General features: G+C 66.3%; 23 protein-coding genes, 1 tRNA gene and 1 pseudogene. 12 read left to right on the forward strand and 13 right to left on the reverse strand.

Annotated elements, in window-relative coordinates:
* Positions 1–354: 354 nt before the first annotated feature.
* Both L3i22_RS11875 and L3i22_RS11880 read left to right on the forward strand, forming a co-directional pair.
* Positions 355–1,161 carry an NAD-dependent epimerase/dehydratase family protein gene (locus tag L3i22_RS11875; RefSeq protein WP_370644537.1) on the forward strand — a complete coding sequence of 269 codons (807 nt, stop codon included), beginning with the start codon at positions 355–357 and terminating at the stop codon, positions 1,159–1,161.
* 59 nt (positions 1,162–1,220) lie between these two features.
* Positions 1,221–2,441 carry a helix-turn-helix domain-containing protein gene (locus tag L3i22_RS11880; RefSeq protein ID WP_221327019.1) on the forward strand — a complete coding sequence of 407 codons (1,221 nt, stop codon included), beginning with the start codon at positions 1,221–1,223 and terminating at the stop codon, positions 2,439–2,441.
* A gap of 173 nt (positions 2,442–2,614) precedes the next feature.
* Here L3i22_RS11880 and L3i22_RS54580 read toward each other — a convergent pair whose 3' ends face one another.
* From L3i22_RS54580 to L3i22_RS11920, 8 genes are all read right to left on the reverse strand, one after another.
* The gene (locus L3i22_RS54580) at positions 2,615–3,055 is read right to left on the reverse strand and encodes an HAD family hydrolase (RefSeq protein WP_221327020.1); all 441 of its coding nucleotides are present in this window, start codon (positions 3,053–3,055) and stop codon (positions 2,615–2,617) included.
* 221 nt (positions 3,056–3,276) lie between these two features.
* Positions 3,277–4,575: a hypothetical protein gene (locus L3i22_RS11890; protein WP_221327021.1), complete on the reverse strand. Its 1,299-nt coding sequence runs from the start codon at positions 4,573–4,575 to the stop codon at positions 3,277–3,279.
* The gene (locus L3i22_RS11895; RefSeq protein WP_221327022.1) at positions 4,572–5,288 is read right to left on the reverse strand and encodes a GGDEF domain-containing protein; all 717 of its coding nucleotides are present in this window, start codon (positions 5,286–5,288) and stop codon (positions 4,572–4,574) included. Before L3i22_RS11895 ends, L3i22_RS11890 begins: the two co-directional genes overlap by 4 nt.
* A gap of 135 nt (positions 5,289–5,423) precedes the next feature.
* Positions 5,424–6,020 (reverse strand): hypothetical protein, encoded by a 597-nt coding sequence (locus tag L3i22_RS11900; protein WP_221327023.1) that lies wholly within the window; start codon positions 6,018–6,020, stop codon positions 5,424–5,426.
* Complete coding sequence (locus L3i22_RS11905; protein WP_221327024.1) at positions 6,013–6,438, reverse strand: hypothetical protein; 426 nt, start codon at positions 6,436–6,438, stop codon at positions 6,013–6,015. Before L3i22_RS11905 ends, L3i22_RS11900 begins: the two co-directional genes overlap by 8 nt.
* A gap of 29 nt (positions 6,439–6,467) precedes the next feature.
* Complete coding sequence (locus L3i22_RS11910) at positions 6,468–7,079, reverse strand: RNA polymerase sigma factor (RefSeq protein WP_221327025.1); 612 nt, start codon at positions 7,077–7,079, stop codon at positions 6,468–6,470.
* A 132-nt stretch (positions 7,080–7,211) separates the two neighbouring features.
* Positions 7,212–7,523 (reverse strand): hypothetical protein, encoded by a 312-nt coding sequence (locus L3i22_RS11915; RefSeq protein WP_221327026.1) that lies wholly within the window; start codon positions 7,521–7,523, stop codon positions 7,212–7,214.
* Positions 7,524–7,565: 42 nt separating this feature from the next.
* Entirely contained in the window at positions 7,566–8,027 is a 462-nt protein-coding gene (locus L3i22_RS11920; protein WP_221327027.1) for a hypothetical protein, read from the reverse strand.
* Positions 8,028–8,395: 368 nt separating this feature from the next.
* Here L3i22_RS11920 and L3i22_RS11925 point away from each other — a divergent pair, with 368 nt between their 5' ends.
* Positions 8,396–8,848, forward strand: coding sequence for a hypothetical protein (locus L3i22_RS11925; RefSeq protein WP_221327028.1), 453 nt, complete (start codon positions 8,396–8,398; stop codon positions 8,846–8,848).
* Here the strand turns inward: L3i22_RS11925 and L3i22_RS53425 are convergent.
* Positions 8,817–9,059 (reverse strand): hypothetical protein, encoded by a 243-nt coding sequence (locus tag L3i22_RS53425; protein WP_255658138.1) that lies wholly within the window; start codon positions 9,057–9,059, stop codon positions 8,817–8,819. The two genes, L3i22_RS11925 and L3i22_RS53425, sit on opposite strands and share 32 nt — an antisense overlap.
* Between L3i22_RS53425 and L3i22_RS53430 the strand changes: the two genes are divergently transcribed.
* A complete protein-coding gene (locus L3i22_RS53430) occupies positions 9,058–9,267 on the forward strand; it encodes a hypothetical protein (RefSeq protein ID WP_255658139.1) in 210 nt (69 codons plus the stop codon). The genes L3i22_RS53425 and L3i22_RS53430 overlap by 2 nt on opposite strands.
* Here L3i22_RS53430 and L3i22_RS54585 read toward each other — a convergent pair.
* A pseudogene (locus L3i22_RS54585) lies at positions 9,244–9,321 on the reverse strand (helix-turn-helix domain-containing protein); the annotation flags it as partial. The gene L3i22_RS53430 and the pseudogene L3i22_RS54585 overlap by 24 nt on opposite strands.
* Here L3i22_RS54585 and L3i22_RS11935 point away from each other — a divergent pair.
* Together L3i22_RS11935 and L3i22_RS11940 are read left to right on the forward strand one after the other, a co-directional pair.
* Positions 9,320–9,505: a hypothetical protein gene (locus L3i22_RS11935; protein WP_221330617.1), complete on the forward strand. Its 186-nt coding sequence runs from the start codon at positions 9,320–9,322 to the stop codon at positions 9,503–9,505. The pseudogene L3i22_RS54585 and the gene L3i22_RS11935 sit on opposite strands and share 2 nt — an antisense overlap.
* Before the next feature lie 254 nt (positions 9,506–9,759).
* Complete coding sequence (locus L3i22_RS11940; RefSeq protein WP_221327029.1) at positions 9,760–9,984, forward strand: hypothetical protein; 225 nt, start codon at positions 9,760–9,762, stop codon at positions 9,982–9,984.
* A gap of 136 nt (positions 9,985–10,120) precedes the next feature.
* Here L3i22_RS11940 and L3i22_RS11945 read toward each other — a convergent pair.
* Positions 10,121–10,193: transfer RNA gene (locus L3i22_RS11945), tRNA-Met, on the reverse strand.
* A 119-nt stretch (positions 10,194–10,312) separates the two neighbouring features.
* Between L3i22_RS11945 and L3i22_RS11950 the strand changes: the two genes are divergently transcribed.
* Positions 10,313–10,495 carry a hypothetical protein gene (locus tag L3i22_RS11950; protein WP_221327030.1) on the forward strand — a complete coding sequence of 61 codons (183 nt, stop codon included), beginning with the start codon at positions 10,313–10,315 and terminating at the stop codon, positions 10,493–10,495.
* A 596-nt stretch (positions 10,496–11,091) separates the two neighbouring features.
* Here L3i22_RS11950 and L3i22_RS11955 read toward each other — a convergent pair.
* Together L3i22_RS11955 and L3i22_RS11960 are read right to left on the reverse strand one after the other, a co-directional pair.
* Positions 11,092–11,937, reverse strand: a complete 846-nt coding sequence (locus tag L3i22_RS11955) for a TRM11 family methyltransferase (protein WP_221327031.1) — start codon at positions 11,935–11,937, stop codon at positions 11,092–11,094.
* On the reverse strand, positions 11,930–12,505 hold the full coding sequence (locus L3i22_RS11960) for a hypothetical protein (RefSeq protein ID WP_255658140.1): 576 nt from the start codon (positions 12,503–12,505) through the stop codon (positions 11,930–11,932). Before L3i22_RS11960 ends, L3i22_RS11955 begins: the two co-directional genes overlap by 8 nt.
* 268 nt (positions 12,506–12,773) lie before the next feature.
* Here L3i22_RS11960 and L3i22_RS11965 point away from each other — a divergent pair, with 268 nt between their 5' ends.
* From L3i22_RS11965 to L3i22_RS11985, 5 genes are all read left to right on the forward strand, one after another.
* Entirely contained in the window at positions 12,774–13,544 is a 771-nt protein-coding gene (locus tag L3i22_RS11965; RefSeq protein WP_221327032.1) for a hypothetical protein, read from the forward strand.
* 378 nt (positions 13,545–13,922) lie between these two features.
* Positions 13,923–14,222, forward strand: coding sequence for a pilin (locus tag L3i22_RS11970; protein ID WP_221327033.1), 300 nt, complete (start codon positions 13,923–13,925; stop codon positions 14,220–14,222).
* Between the two features lie 4 nt (positions 14,223–14,226).
* Complete coding sequence (locus L3i22_RS11975; protein WP_221327034.1) at positions 14,227–15,120, forward strand: conjugal transfer protein TrbL family protein; 894 nt, start codon at positions 14,227–14,229, stop codon at positions 15,118–15,120.
* A complete protein-coding gene (locus L3i22_RS11980; protein WP_221327035.1) occupies positions 15,117–16,007 on the forward strand; it encodes a PrgI family protein in 891 nt (296 codons plus the stop codon). The genes L3i22_RS11975 and L3i22_RS11980 overlap by 4 nt, the downstream gene beginning before the upstream one ends.
* A 41-nt stretch (positions 16,008–16,048) precedes the next feature.
* Positions 16,049–17,797: a VirB4 family type IV secretion system protein gene (locus L3i22_RS11985; RefSeq protein WP_221329922.1), complete on the forward strand. Its 1,749-nt coding sequence runs from the start codon at positions 16,049–16,051 to the stop codon at positions 17,795–17,797.
* The last annotated feature ends 68 nt before the right edge of the window (positions 17,798–17,865 follow it).

Below are 17,865 nucleotides of genomic sequence, written 5' to 3' on the forward strand. Positions count from 1 at the left end.
ACGCACTCATGAAGAGTTCTCAGCCGCCGTCACCGGGTTCTGGGGAGTTCCTGCGAGGTGCGGCAGATTTGTCGGTACCAAGGAGTTTGGTCAACGATGTCGCCTGAAAGTGACACAGATCAGTGTCACTCACCGATCCAGGGCGGCTGCGCAGCGTCGCGCGGCCGCGATGCGTACGAGGCACTACGGTTGAGCGCGCGTCCCTACTAGGCGATGATCGCTCGCCCGAGGCAGCCGTCTCCGACGAGTTTGACGAACTGGCCACGCGGTATGTGGAGTAGATGGGTGTATCGCCAAGTGCAGCTCAAGCCGGGCCGATGACCTGGGCAGGTTAGGAGATCGAACGTGTATGTAGTGGGCGGTCACGGGTACGTCGGTTCTCGCGCTGTCTTCTATGCGGAGGCGGGAGGAGACGACGTAGTCGTTGTGAGCCGAGGCGGAGACACTCGCGGCGGCGTGCCGAGCGTTGCATGGGATGACTTCCTGATCGATCTACGGCAGCGTGCCGGCCAACCATCCTCCATCGTCTGGATCCTCGACGGTGCGAAGCATGACGAGCTAGAGCGGCTCAACGCACTGCTGAGGGTGGTTGACGAATCGACTTACGTAGTTGGGGTGTCATCGTGCACCGTCTACGGCAATCGGCACGGAGAGGTCTGCGTCGAAAGCACACCGCTGAGCCTCGTGACGCCAAACGCTGAGCTCAAAGCCGCTTGCGAGGATTCACTTGAGGCGGCACCGGTCTCCTACGGGATCCTGAGGCTAGGCGCGCTTTACGGAGTTGATGATCGGGGAATCCGCCGTGACCGGGTCGAGAAGTGGGTCACCGAAGCCGCTCAAGTCGGAACGGTGACTGTCCCGGAACCGAGCCATTGGCGCGGTTGGCTGCATCGTGACCAAGCGGCTCGGGCGCTCGTTCGTGCCGCCCGAGACAGAGTTGAGGGGACATTCAATGTCACGTCCTCGAACTATCGCTTCGGCGATGCGGCATCGTTCGCTGCGGACCCGTTCGGCGCAGAAGTAAGGGGCGACGGGAAGGACGATCCTATGGATTACCAGATCGATTCGTCGCTTGCCGTCAAGCAGCAACTCCTTGATCATCAAGAGGGCGAGGACCTCCCCTCGACCGTCGCTGCATTCGCGGCTACCCACAGGCGATAATGGCTGCACAGCGTTGTAGATGTTCTTGCGGAAATTACACGACCGGGTCCGGTGACGAGATGATGGACTACGACGACGATCTAGGAATCGGCAGGCGAATCTCTGAAGCGCGCAAGCTTCGCAGGATGAGCCAGGAGGAACTTGCGGCCAGGATCCCCTTCAGCCTGTCGATGCTGCGGAAGGTCGAGCAGGGAAAGAGAGACGCGACGCCGGCGTTCACTGCGGCAGTAGCAAAGTGCCTTGCTACAGACGTAACCACTCTCACCGGCCAGCCGTACGACCAGCATGGCAGGGGCCGCGACCGTATTCACGCCTCCATGCCCAGCCTTCGGCAGGCGCTGACGTACTGGGACCTGAGCCCCCAGCTCGACAAGCCGATCCGAACCTGGGATGTCCTTCGTGCCGAAACGGTGATGGCGGCGGAGCTGCGTCGCACCGCCCAGCACCAAAAGTTGGTGCAGGTGCTTCCAGACCTGCTCCTAGAGGTCACCGCTGCCACGCACGAGAGCACCGAAATCGAGAAGGAGCGGTACTTCGAGCTCCTGGCAATCCTGCTGTTCGCTGCCCACTCAGTCACGTACAAGACGGGGTATCTCGATTTGTCCAGCGTGGTCGAGGACCGCATCAACTGGGCGGCCTCGCGGTCGTCCGATCCGCTCATGGGAGCGCTCGCGGCTTGGGCTCGTACGACTTCGATGCTTCAGAACGGCTCGTACGACATCGGTCTTCAGTTGTTAGATCGCATGCAAATGGCGATCGACCCGATTCGTACTGACCAAGAGAAGACGGCGCTGCCGGTTTCGGGGTCATTGCATCTACGTTCGGGAATGCTCGCAGCGCGCGCCGGGGACGGTGATACCGCAAACGCGCATTTGAGAGAAGCCAGAAAGATTGCGGCGCACCTTGGCGGCGATGACCACGACGGCGGTTGGCATCAACTCTCGTTCGGCCCGGCGAACGTCAGCATTCACGAAGTTGCGGCCCGCATTGAGCTTGGGGATGGCACCGGCGCGGTGGCTTTAGCGCACGACCTGAAGATCCCGGCCAACCTGCCTCCGATCCGAGCAGGACATCACTTCGTAGACCTATCCAGAGCTCAACTCTGGGAGGGAGAGCGCGAAGCGGCTCTCAAGAGCCTTTACCAGGCAAGGAGACTTGCGCCGCAACAGACTCGGCATCTTCCGACAACGCGCGAGGTACTGCGGATGTTAGTGAGGGCGCATCGGAGAAGTAGCGAACCGTTGGCAAAGATGGTCAGTTGGATAGGCGGTGAGCTGTAGGCATTGATAAGAGAAGCACAAAACCAGACTCGGGCGAATGGCTCCTGCCATCCGCAGTGGAAGGGTGCGGGCGGCGGATCGGGCTGCCTTTATATGTGCGTTCACTCGCGTAATGCGTCGTGGTCTGCAACCTTGGGCTGAGGCCGACGGGCCACGCGAGTAAACGATCGCCTCTATAGCTTTGAGGCAGTACCTAGCGCCCTGTCTCGTTGAATGCCAGAACTTGGCTGGGCAATTCGTTTAGAGATTCGATTCGCATCGTAGGGATACTTTGAGCATCTGTATCGTTCTGCTGAATCGTGGCCCACGGCCCCCTGCGTATAAGTGCTGTCCTGAAGCCGGTCGCTAGGGGCCGGACGGATGTCATTATCCAGCCGATCGCCGACATGCAGAGTCTCTTCGGGCTTGTGTGGTGTGACATTTGCTAGGGCACGAAAGAAGGCCGTGTCCGGCTTCGAGAATCCCCAGTCGTCAGAAGTAGCGACCAGGTCGGCCGGAAGCTTCAATTTCCGCAGGATGCCTCCAGCTCGAATCGTCTGATTGCCAGCGATTCCAACCCAAAGGCCCGCGTCGCGCAGAGCCTTCAGTGCGGGCGAGTCTCGTTCACCAGGCATTCGCCGACATCGAAGACAACTGCGCGGATCATGGGTGCAGCCTATCCGGGGCGTTCAGTATCGGTCGCTATGGGCGTTCGGGGCCCGCTGTCCGGCGACCTGGTCCTTGCTCCGATGTGGTCGGCAAATCACGCGGCCTCGTGACCTCGGATGAAACGCAGAAAGAGCCGGGGTGTGCAGGTGGTGGGGAGGGATAAGCCCTCCCCACCACGCGCATTCAGTTACTGCTCACGGGAACGCGTTCCGCCGTCCCTCTTGGGATTGCCTAGCACTCGGACGGTGGAGCTCAGCTTGATGGGCAGGTCCTCGTCGCCTTTGAGGAACGGTTCGATGTCGATAGTTTTGTGGAGGCTCCAGCCGGGTCCGTGTGCCTGCTGGCGTTCGTGGCCGGAGACCCAGTACCGATGGTCGGGCTTGGCGCGCGTGCGACCTGTTGGCGCTTCGGGCTTCCACGTGCCCGATGTGTCGCTGCGGGGTTTGATCTGCACGATCCGGACGTCGGGGGCTGGGCGTTGACTGCGCTGGTAGGCCTTGGTGGTGCCCTTCGGAAGTGTGGCTGGGACTGATTCGGCCATCTGTTGTTTGATCAGGAGCCAGGTGGTGACGAGCGGTCCGAGTGGATGGCTGCCATCGAGCGCGGCGCGATTGGGAACGTGTTCGGCGTGTATGGGGAGAAGCCAGCCGATCTCGTGTCGCAGGGCGGGCATGAGGTCGTCGTCTAGAGCGCTGCCGATGCTGCGGTAGCCGATGAGTTGCCAGCCGTCGGAGCCGGGTGTCCAGGAGACGGCGGCGAGTTGCCCGGTGCCGCTGACGGGTCCGGGCCAGGCGAGTAGCCCTGCCTGGGCGGGAAGGAGCTCGTCGGTGATCCGGGCGGGTGGTTGGTCGGCGCTGTGTGCCTTCACCCGGCGGGTGAATTCCTCGTTGATCCAGTACATGGGTATGAGGTCGAGTTGGCTGGCCAGAGTCTGGCGTTGTCCGGGGTTGTTGAGGGGTTCGGGGAGATCCGCTGCGCAGCGGAGTAGTCCGGTGAGACGGTCGCGGACCTTCGGCAGCATCTCGACGGTGATCCGGGCGGCCGGCCACGTCGTCGTGGTGAGGAGCGTGCGGCCTTCGCGTCCGAAGACGATGCCGCGGTACAACAGGTCGAGTTGCGTGTACTCGTCACTGCCGGCCTGCCATCCCACGATGCCTGCGCACCGGGCAGTGAGGGCGTCGATGTCGTTGGCCTCGATGTGCTGTGCGCACCGGTAGCAGACGTGCCAGTGGTCGTTGTAGGTCCGGAGGATACCGGCTTCGAGCGCCAAGAACTGGATGAGGCCGGTCCGGTAGTTCCAGACCGGTAGATCGTCGGTGCAGGTGTGGCATCGGTCGAAGGGGCGGCGGACGTGGCCGGCATCCACGGGGACGACTTCGTGCGGTGCTTCGACCACGGGGTGGCGGTATTCGACCTGGTCGCGGTGCCGGTGCTCAGTGAGAACTCTGCGGCAGGTGGCGCAAGCCATGCGGGTCGTGAGGTTCATGCGCCGCCTCCGTTCTGGTGGCGGCGCTGGTCGCGAAGGCGCGGTCCTCGGCGGGGCCGGTGGCCGGGCATAGTCATGCCGGGCCGATGGAAGACGTACCGGTTCCCGCCTTGCTGCTTGGCGTGGTACATGGCCATGTCGGCGTGGTGCAAGGCAACGCCTTCGAGCAGGTCGGTGCTGGAGGCGACGGCGATGCCGAGGCTTGCGGTGATCGTGACGGTGATCGGCCCGTAGTCGGCGCGGACCTCGACCGACTCGGCGATGACGCTGGTGAACAACAGGGCCATATGGGCGAGCCGGGTAGTGTCCAGCGGCGCGATGACGGCGAACTCGTCGCCCGAGAGCCGCGCGGCCTGGCCGCCGTAGAGGGCGGCGAGTCGCCCGATCCGGACGGCGGTCGCCTTGAGCAGGTCGTCTCCGGCGTCGTGGCCGTACGCGTCGTTGACCTCTTTGAACAGGTCGAGGTCGATGAGCACAGCTACGATCTGCCGGTGCTGAACGGACGCGGCGATGGCGGTGTGGATGGCCCGTAGGCCGGTGCGGTTGTGCAAGCCGGTGAGCGGGTCATGGGTGAGCTGCCAAATCTTGTCAGCCAGCTCGTTGCGCAGCCGGGCAATGTTCGGCCGGGTAGCTCTGCGACTGGTGAGGAAGCCGATGGCGGCTCCGACTGTGGCCGCCACGAGGGTGGCGATCACGAGGGGCGTGGTGAACACTGGGTTCCTCCATCTCGATGGAGAAACCCGGGACGCGCGTTTTCGAGGCGAGGCGTCCCGGGTTCCTGATACGACGACGGCCCGCCAATGGCGGGCCGTTTTTGTGCTTCGGGCCGCCATTGGTGGCAGCCCGGGTCAGGCGATCTCGGGCTTCGCGATCGAGCCGTCGAGACTCCAGGTGGCGCCGACGCGAGCCGGGTACCGTCCAGCGGAGCCCTCGATACCGGGGTAGGGCGTCGGGTAGGGCTCGTCGGTGCGGGGCCGCCGGCCGATGACCTGTATGGAGCCGTTCGGAGTTCCTTTGGGACGCAGCTCGTAGCGCTCGGCCACGCTCCTGACGTAGTCGATGTCAGAGGCGTACGGCCGGTAGTCGCCGCGCAGGATGGTGCCGCCGAGACGGTCGCAGCAGCTGACGACGACGGGGTATCGGCCGGTCAGGGCGACGGTGACGGTGTGGCCGCAGGTCAGGTCGAACTCGAACACGCACAGCCGGTACTCCGCGACGTCCTCGGCGGCCGGGTTGTTGGGCGCGGACGGGGCGCAGGACTGGCAGATCGGGCCGAGATCGGCCTGGTATCCGGCGTCGCACTCTTCGCACACGATGCGCAGGCAGGCGCGGCATTCACCGGAGGCGACGTCGTTGAGGTTGGTGCCGCAGAAACCGCAGTCGCCGGTCAGGCATTCGTCGGTGTGCTGGCGGGGCCGGTGTTGGTGGCAAAGGTGGTTACCCACGATGGCCGCGCAGGTGCTGGTGAACCGTCGTGGGGTTCAGCCCACGGCCGGTCCAATCTTCTGGCTCGCTGATGCGTCGCCAGCCAGCGAACTCACACGCCAGCCACGTGATGTCCGCGTTAGGGTCGAGGACAGAGATGACGTCACCGGTCGACAGGGACCTCAGCCTCAGTAGCCGGTAGGTACAGGCGAGGAGGAAATCCATCTCGCCGTGATGAGTCGTTCCCCCGCGGTCGCCCTTTAGCTGGTCGAGGTCCGCGTTCAACACGTGGTACGTGTGCTCGGCGATCTGCTCAGGGCTGGTTTCGGCAGGCAGGTGCCGCCAGTGGGAGATGACCTTCGTGAGGCGGTGGCCGGGCTCGTACTGGAAGAATTGGGTGCCGATGTTGTGGAAGACAGCGATGAAGAACAGCGTCATGATCGGGCCTTTCGGTGTCTGAGCGGAATTCATGCCGGTGCTGCGAGAGCGGCCTGCACGTGGTGGAGGGCTCGGCGTTCCAGGCTGCGGACGGCCGCGACGCTGCGGTCCATGTGCCGGGCGGCAGCGTCGCGCGGGTGGCCGTCGAGGTAGCGCAGCTGGATCGCGCGCCGCTGAGCGGTGGTCAGTCGGGCCATCGCGTGGGCGAAGGCGAGCCGGCCGAGCCGGGCAGGCGCGCCTCCGGTGGCCGGTGCAGCGGGCGCGGGAGCGTGGTCGCGGACGGCGTACGCGGCGCGGACGTACCTGCGCTGGGACCATTCGTGCTGGTTGGATGCCTTCGCGGCGTGCCAGATGAACCAGCCGCGCACGTCGAGCAGTGCGGCGGACAGGTCCGCCAGGGCACCGGTGAACGTTTCCTGCACGAGGTCCGGGATGGCGTCACGGTCGTGGCCCCGTAGGCGCACGCTGACGTAGCGGGTGACCGGTTCCCGGAACATGAGGTACAGCTCCGCGAAGGCGTCGCGGTCACCGAGCTGGGCGCGGTCGAGCAGCGCGAGGACAGCGGGGGCGGCCTCGGGGTGCCGGCGCCGTGAAGCCGCGACGAGGTTTTGACGTGGCGTACCGGGGTGCTGGTACGGCATGGGATTCCTCCGTCCATGAGGGATGGAATCCGGGCACGCCGATCGGCCGTGCCCGGAGGATGCGCGGGTTCGCGCGGTCGGCCGGGCACGGCCGAAGCTGTGGTGCGGGAGCGTTAGGCGGGGTTCATCAGGTCACTCGCGGTTGTGCCGCCGACTGTTGGGCTCACGGCGATAGACGTGGTGCTCGATTATGTCGACTTCCAGCCGCTTGACCAGGTCGTCCGGAATCACGGCGTACGGCTCGACAGCGGCCACGATGACCTGGGGATCAATGACCTGCTCCAGTAGCCCGAGGTCGACGTAGTCCGGCGGGTTGTCGGGATCGGTGTCGGGGTCGTAGTCGAAGTCAGCGACGGTGCAGAACAGGGTGCGGTGGGGGTTCCAACCAACCCGGATGGTGTAGCGCTCGAAGCCGGGCTTCGGGTCGAGGGAGTACAGGCTCATCAGCAGTCCCTTCGGGAAATTTGGCCAGGGTGGTCGCGCTGGCTACGGCTCAAGGCCGCGCAGCTGCAGGTGGGCCTCTTTGAGGTGCCCGGCGAGGAGTTCGCTGTTGGCGCCGGCGGTGCTGAGGCTGTCGGTGATGGCTCCGAGCAACGCGGCGGGCACTTCGGTGGTGCCGGGGTACGCGCAGGCGTAGGTGTTCGAGGCGATGTGCTGAACCGTCTGGGTCAGGTGTGCCTGCAGCAGGTTGAGGCCGTTGATCAGCCGGGCTACCTCGGTGAGGTCGTGGCACCGGGCGTAGTGGCTCATGGCGTCGCTGAGGTAGTCGGCGGCCAGCAGGGCCACGTGCGTCGCGGCGACGGTGAGGGCCGGGTCGGCGGGGAACCGGTGGCTGAGCATGTCGGCGAGCCGGGCGATGAGGGCCTGGCCGTACTTGCCGAGTTTGGGTGCGTAGGGGAGTTGGGCGAACCAGTCGGTGTCGGGCAGGTACCAGCCGGGTTTGAGCATGTTGTGCCTCCTGCGGACAGCAAGAAGGCGGCCACCAGGTGGTGACCGCCGGAGAAATGGGGGTGTGGGTTACCGCGCCCTGTCCGCGCGGGCGGAGGGCGTTAGCGGTATGAGTGCCGGATCCGAGGCTGGCGGCGGCGGCCGACCGTGATGGTGGGCGCTATGCCGTCGCGCGGAGCAGGGGATCAGGGGACAGAAGTAAGGAGAGCCTTCAGCCTAGAGCGCTGAAGGTTCCCGGCGCCGTGCTGTCAGGTCGGCCGGTCTGGCGGCACCTGACAGCGCCGGAGTCCCCGCATCAGCTGTCAGACAGTGGCAGCTTGCGTATATCGATCACCGAAGCAGTTGCTCCGCCCCAGGAGGATGGACACATGGATCAAACCGATCGAGGGCGACGCGGCTTCCAGCTGCTGCGTGACGTCCATGTCAACGTCCTTGCGAACTTGGTCGCAGCAGTGGTGATTTTCCTGCTGGGTGCGGCCGTGGGACTGTTTCCCCGGTCGAGAGAAGCCGTAGTAACCGCAGTACTCGTGCTGTTCATGGTCGTCGTCTACTTGCTATCGATCGTCGGCGAGGTGACCCGGAACTCTCACCATCAGGGCCTGTACACGTCAGGCTCACTCGTTGCTCTCGGTGGTTTCTTTGCAACCGTTGGGATCACACAGGCCAACGGTGATCCGCTCTTTTGGTGGATCTGCGTGCCACTAAGCGCGCCGGCCCTGGCTATCGGCGGCTGGGGAGTCTACCGCGAATATCGGGCGATGAAGGCTGCTCAGGCCGCGGATCGTCGACTCAAGGGTCTGTCCTGGTACGAGCCGCAATGAGCGCCTCGCGCAGGTCAGCCAGCATGGAGCGATCGTCCTCGTGGCCAGTGGCCTTGTCGTACTCCGCGAGCTTGAGGGCGGTGTTTGCGAGCGCCTGGATTGCTGTGGCGATGTCGCGCATGTCGCGGAACGGCGGCTCGTCGGCGGCCTTCTCGTTGTAGTCGTTCTCCTTGCCGGCGAAGTCGTAGACGACGGTGGGGGAGAACATCATGACCCATGAGCTTGCCGGCGGCGCCGAGGGCATCGAGCTGCAGCTGGGCGCGACGTGCGGTGCCGGCTGCCTTTTTCGCCGCGGTGGCGGCCGCTGTGCGGGTGCGTTCGGACGTCAGGTCCAGATCTTCGGCGATCTTCGAGATCGTGCGACCGGACCGGCCGAGTTCGGCGGCGATGGCGTTGCGGGACTTGCCTTTTGCGTGTAGCTCGGCGGTGCGGAGCCGTTCCTCATCGGTGATGGGCCGGTGTCCTTGGGCCATGGTCACCTCACCGGGCTGTCACCTAATGGACCCTACGCTCAGCCAGGGCGATGTCGCCGCGCGGCTCGACTGGTTCGCTTCCAACATGGAACTCAGCAATACACCGCAGGTAGGACTTGTCGTGATCGCTGGCTATGGGCCTTTGGCAGGTCACCACATCCGAAAATACATCCTCAAGATGTGACGTATAGCACCATGTAAAGTCACGGAGTGTAACAATTCAGCCCGCTTAGGCGTCAAAAGCCCGTTAAATTGATAACTCTGAGTAGCTACGGAAAGTCGTGGCCGTCAAGCCCATCAGCGAGGGGTGGTGCTGGCGGACTTAACGTCTTCACCGGGAAGCAGCCCCAATGCGAGACGGCCCGCTGGCAGGCGGGCCGTCGAGTCGCTCTACCCGGCAATGACCGTGCGATCAGGCATCACTAACAAAGGAGCAACTTGACTACCGTAGCCAATACTCCCGGACAGGACCAGCGCGACCCTGCGCACCGGGCAGGAGTCATCAAGGCCGCGCTCAAAACCGGCGGCGGATCGGCTGCTGGCGTTGCGGGGATTCTTGCTGCGGCCGCGTTCGGTGCGGTGTCGACGCCGTTGGCCATCGTGGCGGTTGTCGTCTTCGGTGTGATCATGGTTGGCGCGCTGGTGGTCGCGGCTCGCGGATAGTGCACTGGGGCGGGCCGCCCTCCCAGTAGGTCCGCACCCAACCCTCATTCCGCCACAGTCGCAACTGGTTCGGCCACCAGCACCCCCAACTGGCTGGTGGCCGAACGACCTTCGCATGTGTTGGGGGTGTGTGTAGTGGCGGAGGCAGGATTCGAACCTGCGACCTCGCGGGAGATGAACCCGGCGCGCTGCCGCTGCACTACTCCGCATCTGTTGCTGACGTACGTGCTTCAGCAGTCAAGACAGGTCGGCTACCTTTTGTTGGTGGTGTCGACAGTGTTCGGCTGCCCGGCTTCTTGATCAAGGCAATGAGATCTAAAATTCGCGGATGGACGTGCGGATTCCGATGTTCTGGCAGTCTGTTGATGCTGAAATCGGCATCCAGTCATGCAAATTTGGAGCATTCCGCATTTCTGTCGGCTTCGTGACAGTAATAAATGGGCACACTTATTCGCTCGGTACGCATTGTCGTGCAGCTCGTGCCATCCGTAGGCTCAACTTGACCACCTGAGGTCGGGGCCGCACGTGGGCCTCCGAAGGAAGGTGGTGAGAAGGGATGGAGCCAGATGCCCCGCAGGGGGAAGGCAGTAGTCGTCTGATCCGCATGCTTTACGCGGTCGCGGCCGTTGCGAGTTCGGCGGCAACACTCATTGCTGCCCTGCAAGGCTGCGGGCATTCCTAGCCGCTGGCTAGGAATGCCCGCAGGTTCCGCAAACGGGGTCTCCATCGGTGGTTGCGCAGCCCAGGTGGGGGCCCCGTCCCATCCCTTCAGACGTTACAGCGATTCGGAGGCTTTTCCGATCCCTCTGAGCAGCCAAGCGAAATTGGGCACGTCGATCAAAGTTCTTGATGTGCGCCGCCTGCCCGCCTGGCGACCACTGCCTACAGGTCATCGGCGCGCGGTTCGGCCGGCAGCCTGAGGACCCGCTCTGCCTGAACCAAGCGGTCCGATCGAAGGAAGTCGCGAGCCCTGCATATTGCCGAACTTCCGCGTAGTCACTGCCCACTAGAGTTGGTCCGAACCCGAGTGTCCGGATGGCATGGCGAGCCCACCGGACACCCGCATTCGCCGCGTTGGCACTTGAGTTCGCTGGAACTCGCGGAGTTCTAGCAGCGGCGCAAGACGAGGACATCCTCGTGTGCGATGAGGTGGACGGGGACGCCTTCGGCGCGGGCTCGGCGCACGGCCATGAGCCCGAACATGGAGGCGCGGTGCACGATCTGGCCGTCGCGGACGGCGGCGAGCATCGCCGCGCACCGCTGTACCGGGACCAGTCCCGCTGACTGGGCGACGGCGAGGAGTTCGCCGGGCAGATCGATCAGGTCGTTCCGCTGGCGGCGTACCGGTCGGCAGGTGATCACCACGGTGCCCCCGGGACGCAGCAGTTGATGCGAGGCGGCCAGGATCGTCGCGAACCCGTCGAGCAGGCGGGACCATCCCGCATACGCGAGATTGCCGCGTTCCCGGTCCCCATAGAGGTGGTCCCGCTTGCGCACCCCGGTGCTGTCCGTCCGGACGAGACCGTGAGTCCCGCGCCCGTACGGAGGTGAGGTGAGCACGAGTCCCACCTGACCGACCGCGGATGCCGGGACCAGGTCGAGCAGGCCGGTGGCGTCACCGTTGACGACCTTCGCCGCGCCGGCCGCGCCTTGCGACGAAGCCAGGGCGACGTTCTGCTCGGCCAGCGCGGTGAACCGGGGCTCGATGTCGATGCCGATCGCGTCGCGGCCCAGGTGCATGGCCTCGACCAGGGTGGTGCCGGAACCGCACATCGGATCGAACACCAGGTCACCGGGCGCGGTGAACGAGCTGATCGCGTGCGCGGCCACGGCTGGCAGCATCTTGCCCGGGTGGGTGGAGGTCTCCGGGACGTAGCGGCCCCGGCGCTGGTCACGAGCCGGTTGCTGGCAGGTCAGCCAGACCGAGGTGACCGGCATGGAATCCTCAGCCATCCCGCCCTCCGTCCTGCGCCGAGCTGCGGGTCAGAATCAGCACGTCGGTGTGGATGTCGAGCCGGGTCTGCTCACCCCGGCGAGGCGGCCGGTCGGCCGCCACGATGTGCTGCAGGTACGACAGCCCGGCCTTCTTCGCCGCGGCGATGACGTCGACCGGAAGGACGACATCACCGTGCGGCAGCAGGACGGCGACGCAGCCACCCGGGGTAAGGCTGGCGCGGCAACGATCGAAGAAGTCGCCCGGCTTAGTGGGCTCGGTAGGGGGCCAGCTGGTAACGATCAGCGACGCGGTGTGCCAGTCCCAGCCGACCGTTCGGGTGTCTTGAAGGTGGCTGCGGCGGCGGGCGGCGATGATCGCGCGGGCCAGTTGCGGCCCGGCGGTGAGGTCGGTGATCAGGTCGGCCGGGTGGGTGAGGTTGTGCACGAGCCGCACACCCAGCGCGTTGGACATGGTCTCGCCCGCCCTCGGGGCGGGAACCGCCCACACGGTGATCGGCACGGGCGGGTCGCCGGACACCATGTCCCCGACGGGAACCGGTGCCTGCCGGTGTTTTCTCTCGGTCATCGGCTTGGTGGCCCCCGGACCGGCGGGCGTACTGACGATCCCCAGAGCATCGCTGTCAGGCCGATCGAACTCGACTCCGTCCTGTCAGGACCGGTCACCCCAGCAACCTGACGGGCTCGGGACGCGGGTCGCCGGGGCCGCGAATCTGTCCGGACCGGTCACGACCTGTCGCAAGCTGACAATCGCTTCTGGTGTCAGGCCGGGCTGTCCCAATCAGTGGCCTCGGAGCGTTCGCATCCGGCGAAGCGCTCCCGTCGAGGGGACCACCATGGCGACGACTACCCGCCCCCGTACGGCCGATACCGCTTTGACCAGTGCGGAGAAGGCTTTCGAGTTGCTGACCTGCGAACCGGCTCCGCTGGTGTTCGACGCCCGGCCCGTGCCGGGCCTGCCGGACACGACGATGCCGCTGGACCGGCTGCGCACCCTGCTGGTTTACGAGCGGTACGACAGCGACACCACCGACATCCTGTGGCGGCAGCTCGCCCGCCACGCCCGTGAATGGGGACCGGCCTGGGTCGTCGGCGCGATCGGAGTCGCGCTGCCCGCCCTCACGCACCTGGCCGCGAAGGTCAGCCATGGCCAGCCCCGGCTCGCCGACGACGTCGACTCCGAAGTCCTGGCCGGCTTCCTGCTGGCTCTGCGCACCACCGACCTCGACAAGCCGCGGCTGTGGCTGCGCATGTGCTGGACCGCCTGGCGCGCCGGGGCCGCCGTCATCAAGGACCAGGAGAGCGAGGAACTGCCGCTGGAGCTCTCCAGCGGTTCCCGGACGCCGCGCATGCCCTACGGGCACCCGGACCTGTTGCTCGGCCGGGCTGCCGCTGCCGGCCTGATCAGCGACGAAGCCGCCGAGCTGATCAGCGCGACCCGCTTCGGGGACGCGCTGATCGAGCAGCTCGCCGCCGAGCAAGGAACCACGGCCCCGGCGCTGCGTATGCGGCGCCGCCGCGCCGAGCGGGTCGTGGCGGCCGCAGTAGCCCGCGGCGATCTCTCCGGCCCGTTCCGCTCGTTCACCGAGGGTGAGGCGGCAGCCTGAGAACCCTCGCCGTCGTGGCACGAAGGCCGCACCGTGCGCCACGCCCGGTGCGGCCTTTCGTGTTTCACAACCCCTTCGCGCCGTGCCGTTTCGCCGGCGGCGCGGAGCCGTCACGGATCTTGTCAGGGCGTGACAGGAGTTCGCCGAGTTCGATCGGGCTGACAGCACGGATCTGGGCGGTGCATGTCATCCACGGCATGCCCGCCCGGTGAGGACCATCTCCTGCGGCGAAACCCGATGGTCCGGCATGTCTGGCGCGGCGTACTGACACCGCAGCCCTTCGCCACACGCGAGGAGGAGCGCCCCCAACCGGACCCGCACGGTTCTCGTCCGGTCCTCACCGCGGCGGCCCCGCAGAACTCCTGTGGAGCGCCGCGAATGCACACCACTCTCACCGTCTTGTCCGATCTCGCCGTGGCGGCTGCCGTACAGCCGCTCGCGGCCCCGAAAACCCTGCCGCAGGTCATCGACGGCATCACCGGCTGGATCATGGGCATCATCGCGCTCGTCGCGACGATGTACCTGGTCATCGGTGGCCTTCGCTACATGGCCGCCGGAGGCGATCCCGCCCAGGTCGAGCAGGCCAAGGGCAACTTCAAGTCCGCGTTGATCGGCTACGCCCTCGCCGTGTTGGCCCCGGTGGTCTTGAAGGTGCTCCAGGGAATTCTGGGCGGCTGATCACATGACCGACTGGCTGATGGACGGCCTGGTCGGCTGGCTCGCCGAGAAGGTCGTCGACCTTCTCGGCGCGCTGGTGGCCCTGCTGACCTCGACGGTGTTCATGTCACCGGACGTAACCGTTCTGCCGCAGGTCACGTCGATCGCCGACAAGAGCGCACTGGTGGTCAACGCCTGCTTCATCCTCGCCATCATCGCGGTCGGCATCGCCTCGATGACCGGCGACTCGATTCAGATGCGCTACAGCATCAAAGAACTGATTCCCCGATTGGTCGTCGGGTTCGTGCTGTCCGCGTTCGCGATGCCGCTGACCGCCGAGTTGATCAGCATCGCCAATGCGCTGACCGTGTCCATGACCGGCGTTTCCGCGCCGACGACGGAGACGATCAACTTCGTCCAAGCCCGCCTCCAGGAGGCGTTGTCCGACGACGACAACGCGGTGCTGATGGCCATTATCGGCCTGCTGATCGTCGTGCTGATGTTCATGCTCGCCGTCAGCTGGCTGTTCCGGGTCGGTGTGCTGCTCGTGCTAGCAGGAATCGCCTCCGTTGCGCTGGCCTGCTACGCGACCCCGTGGACGCAAGGAGTCGCCGACCTGTGGTGGCGGTCCCTGCTGGGCTGCTTGGTCACGCCTACCCTGCAAGCCGTTGCCTTCACAGCGGGCATCGATCTTGTTCTGAACCCGAGCGCGAACCTGCCGATCGTCCTCGGCCAGCCCAACTCGGACGTGATGAATCTGCTGCTGGTCATCGTGCTGCTGTGGGTCACGATCAAGATCCCATCACTGATGGGCAAGTACGTGACGCAAAAGGGATCGAACATCGGCGGGATTGTGCTGCGCGCGGTGTTCATCCAGGGCATCGCCCGCCGTGTGCCGCTGTTGCGAGGCATGCGATGACCGGCGAGGACACCACGCCCCGCGCAGCGGTTCCGGCCAACGTCAACGACCCCGACCGGATTGCGTTCGGGCTCACCTTCCGTCAGCTCGCCATCATCGGCGGACCCGGCTTGGCCGGGCTCGGGTGCTACCGCGCCTTCGGCCCGCTGCTGCCACCGGTGGTCTGGATCGTCGCCGGGATGATCCTGTTCGCCGTCACGGTCGTGGTCGCTCTGGGCCGCCGTGACGGCCTGCCGCTGGACGTGTGGCTGCGCCACGGCGTCGCCCTGTCCCGCAGCCCGCGCACCGTGACTCCGGGTCAGCCGCGCGCCAGCTCGGTGGCGGTCGTGGCCGGCCAGCCGAAGATTCCGGCGCCGCTGCGCTCGCCGATCACGAGCATCAGCCCGGCCGGAGTCCTCACCAGCGAGGGCAGCAGCAAACGGCTGATCGCGTGCGGCACCACGAACATTCACCTGCGCACCGGCAGCGAGCAGGCCGCGTTGCTGGAGGGGTTCGGCCGGTTCCTCAACTCGCTGACCGGCCCGGCGCAACTGCTCGTCACGGCACAACGGCATGACCTGAGCGTGTACGCGCAGGCGACCGCCGACTTCGCGCCGCGCCTGCCGCACCCGGCGTTGCAGACCGCCGCCGACGACTACGCGGCGTTTCTGCTCGATCTCGACGCCGAGCGTGATCCGCTGCGCCGCCAGGTCCTCGCGGTCATCACCGGCGAACACGGAGCCGACGCCGCGGTGCGTGCCTTGTCCGGCCTTGGTGTCGAAGCCGTCGCGTTGGACGGGCCGGCCGTTGCCTCGGCTCTGGCCCACGCCGTCGACCCTTTCAACCCTCCGGTGCCCGGCCCGCGTGCGGTGCCCGGCACCCCCATCACTGTGCGGAGCACCCCGTGAACCTGTTGAAGACCAGTAAGAACGTCGCGGCCGGGGAGGGCATGCCCTCCCCGGCCGCGCTGTCGATCACCCCGGCGCACGTGAAGGTCGGCGACGGCTACGCCACGACGGTCGTCGTGTGCGGCTACCCGGCCGAGGTCGGCCCGGCCTGGCTCGACCCGCTGCTGTCCTACCCCGGCCGCGTCGACGTCGCCATCCACATCACCCCGGTCGCGCCGCAACTGGCCGCGCCGATGCTCAAACGCCAGCGGGCCCGGCTCGAATCGTCCCGCCGTCTGGACGCCAACCAGGGCCGCCTCGGCGACCCGATGACCGACGCGGCAGCATCCGACGCAGCCGACCTGGCCGAACGGGTGGCCAGGGGCGCGGCGAAGCTGTTCGAGACCGGCATCTACGTCACCATCCACGCCCGCGACCTCGACGAACTGCGCACGATCACGGCCGGGGTGAAGTCGGCCGCCGCCAGCGTATTGCTGGATCTGCAACCGGCCACGTTCCGCCACCAGCAGGGCTGGATCGCCACCCTGCCCGTCGGGGTGGATTCGCTGCGGATGCGCCGCATCCTCGACACCACCGCGTTGGCCGCGGCGTTCCCGCTCGCCTCAGCGGATCTCGCCGCCCCAGCCCCGGGCGTCGTCGCCGCACCCGACGGCGTGCTCTACGGGCTGAACACCACCAGCAACGGCGTGGTCCTGTGGAACCGGTGGGCGCAGGACAACCACAACTCGGTTGTGCTGGCCCGCTCGGGCGCGGGCAAGAGCTACTTCGTCAAACTGGAAGTCCTGCGCAACCTGTACCAGGGCACTGCGGTGTCGGTCATCGACCCGGAGGACGAGTACACCCCGCTCACCGAACACGTCGGCGGCACGGTCGTGCAGCTCGGCGCGCCGAGCGTGCGGGTCAACCCGCTCGACCTGCCCGCCGACGACCGACCCGACACGCTCACCCGGCGCGGCCTGTTCCTGCATACCCTGATTTCGGTCATGCTCGGCGCGACCCCGCCGCCGGCCGAACGAGCCGCCCTGGACCGGGCGATAACCGCCACCTACGCCCGCGCCGGGATCAATGCCGACCCGGGCACCTGGCGCAGGCCCGCCCCACTGCTGCGCGACCTCGCCGCGACGCTGGCCGACGACGACGACCCCGCCGCTGCCCAGCTCACCGCGCGGCTCGCCCCGTGGACGGTCGGGAACTTCTCCAGCCTCTTCGCCGGCCCGACCACCGCCGCCCCGGGCGCACATCTCGTGGTGTGGTCGCTGCGCCACCTGAGCGACGAGCTGCGCACGGTCGGCACACTGCTCGCCCTCGACGCGATCTGGTCGAGCATCGACGCTCCGACCACCAGCGCACGCCGGCGGCTCGTCGTGGTCGACGAAGCGTGGCTGCTGATGCGCGACGCCGAGGGCGCGAGGTTCTTGTTCCGCATGTCCAAGGCCGCTCGCAAACGCTTGGCCGGGCTGTGCGTGATCACCCAGGACGCCGCCGACGTCCTGTCGACCGATCTCGGCCTGGCCGTGGTCTCCAATGCCGCGACCCAGGTCCTGATGCGCCAATCCACCCAATCGATCGACGCGGTCACCGAGGCATTCGGCCTGACCGCCGGAGAAGCCCGAATGCTCCTCGCCGCGTCGCGCGGGGAGGGCCTGCTCGTCGCCGGGCGGTCGCGGATTCCGTTCCGCAGCGTCGGCTCGGCCACCGAACACCAGATCGCCGTGGATGCTCTGGAGTTCGAGTCAACTTTCCGAGATTCCGCGACGAACTCTGGAGGGGACGGTCCCTACAGAGGTTAGCGAGTGGCTCAAGTTTGCGAACTGCTGACCTCGATTGGCTCCAGGCCGGGTCGACTACGCTGATCGAC

The sequence above is a fragment of the Actinoplanes sp. L3-i22 genome, assembly GCF_019704555.1.
Taxonomy (GTDB): Bacteria; Actinomycetota; Actinomycetes; order Mycobacteriales; family Micromonosporaceae; genus Actinoplanes.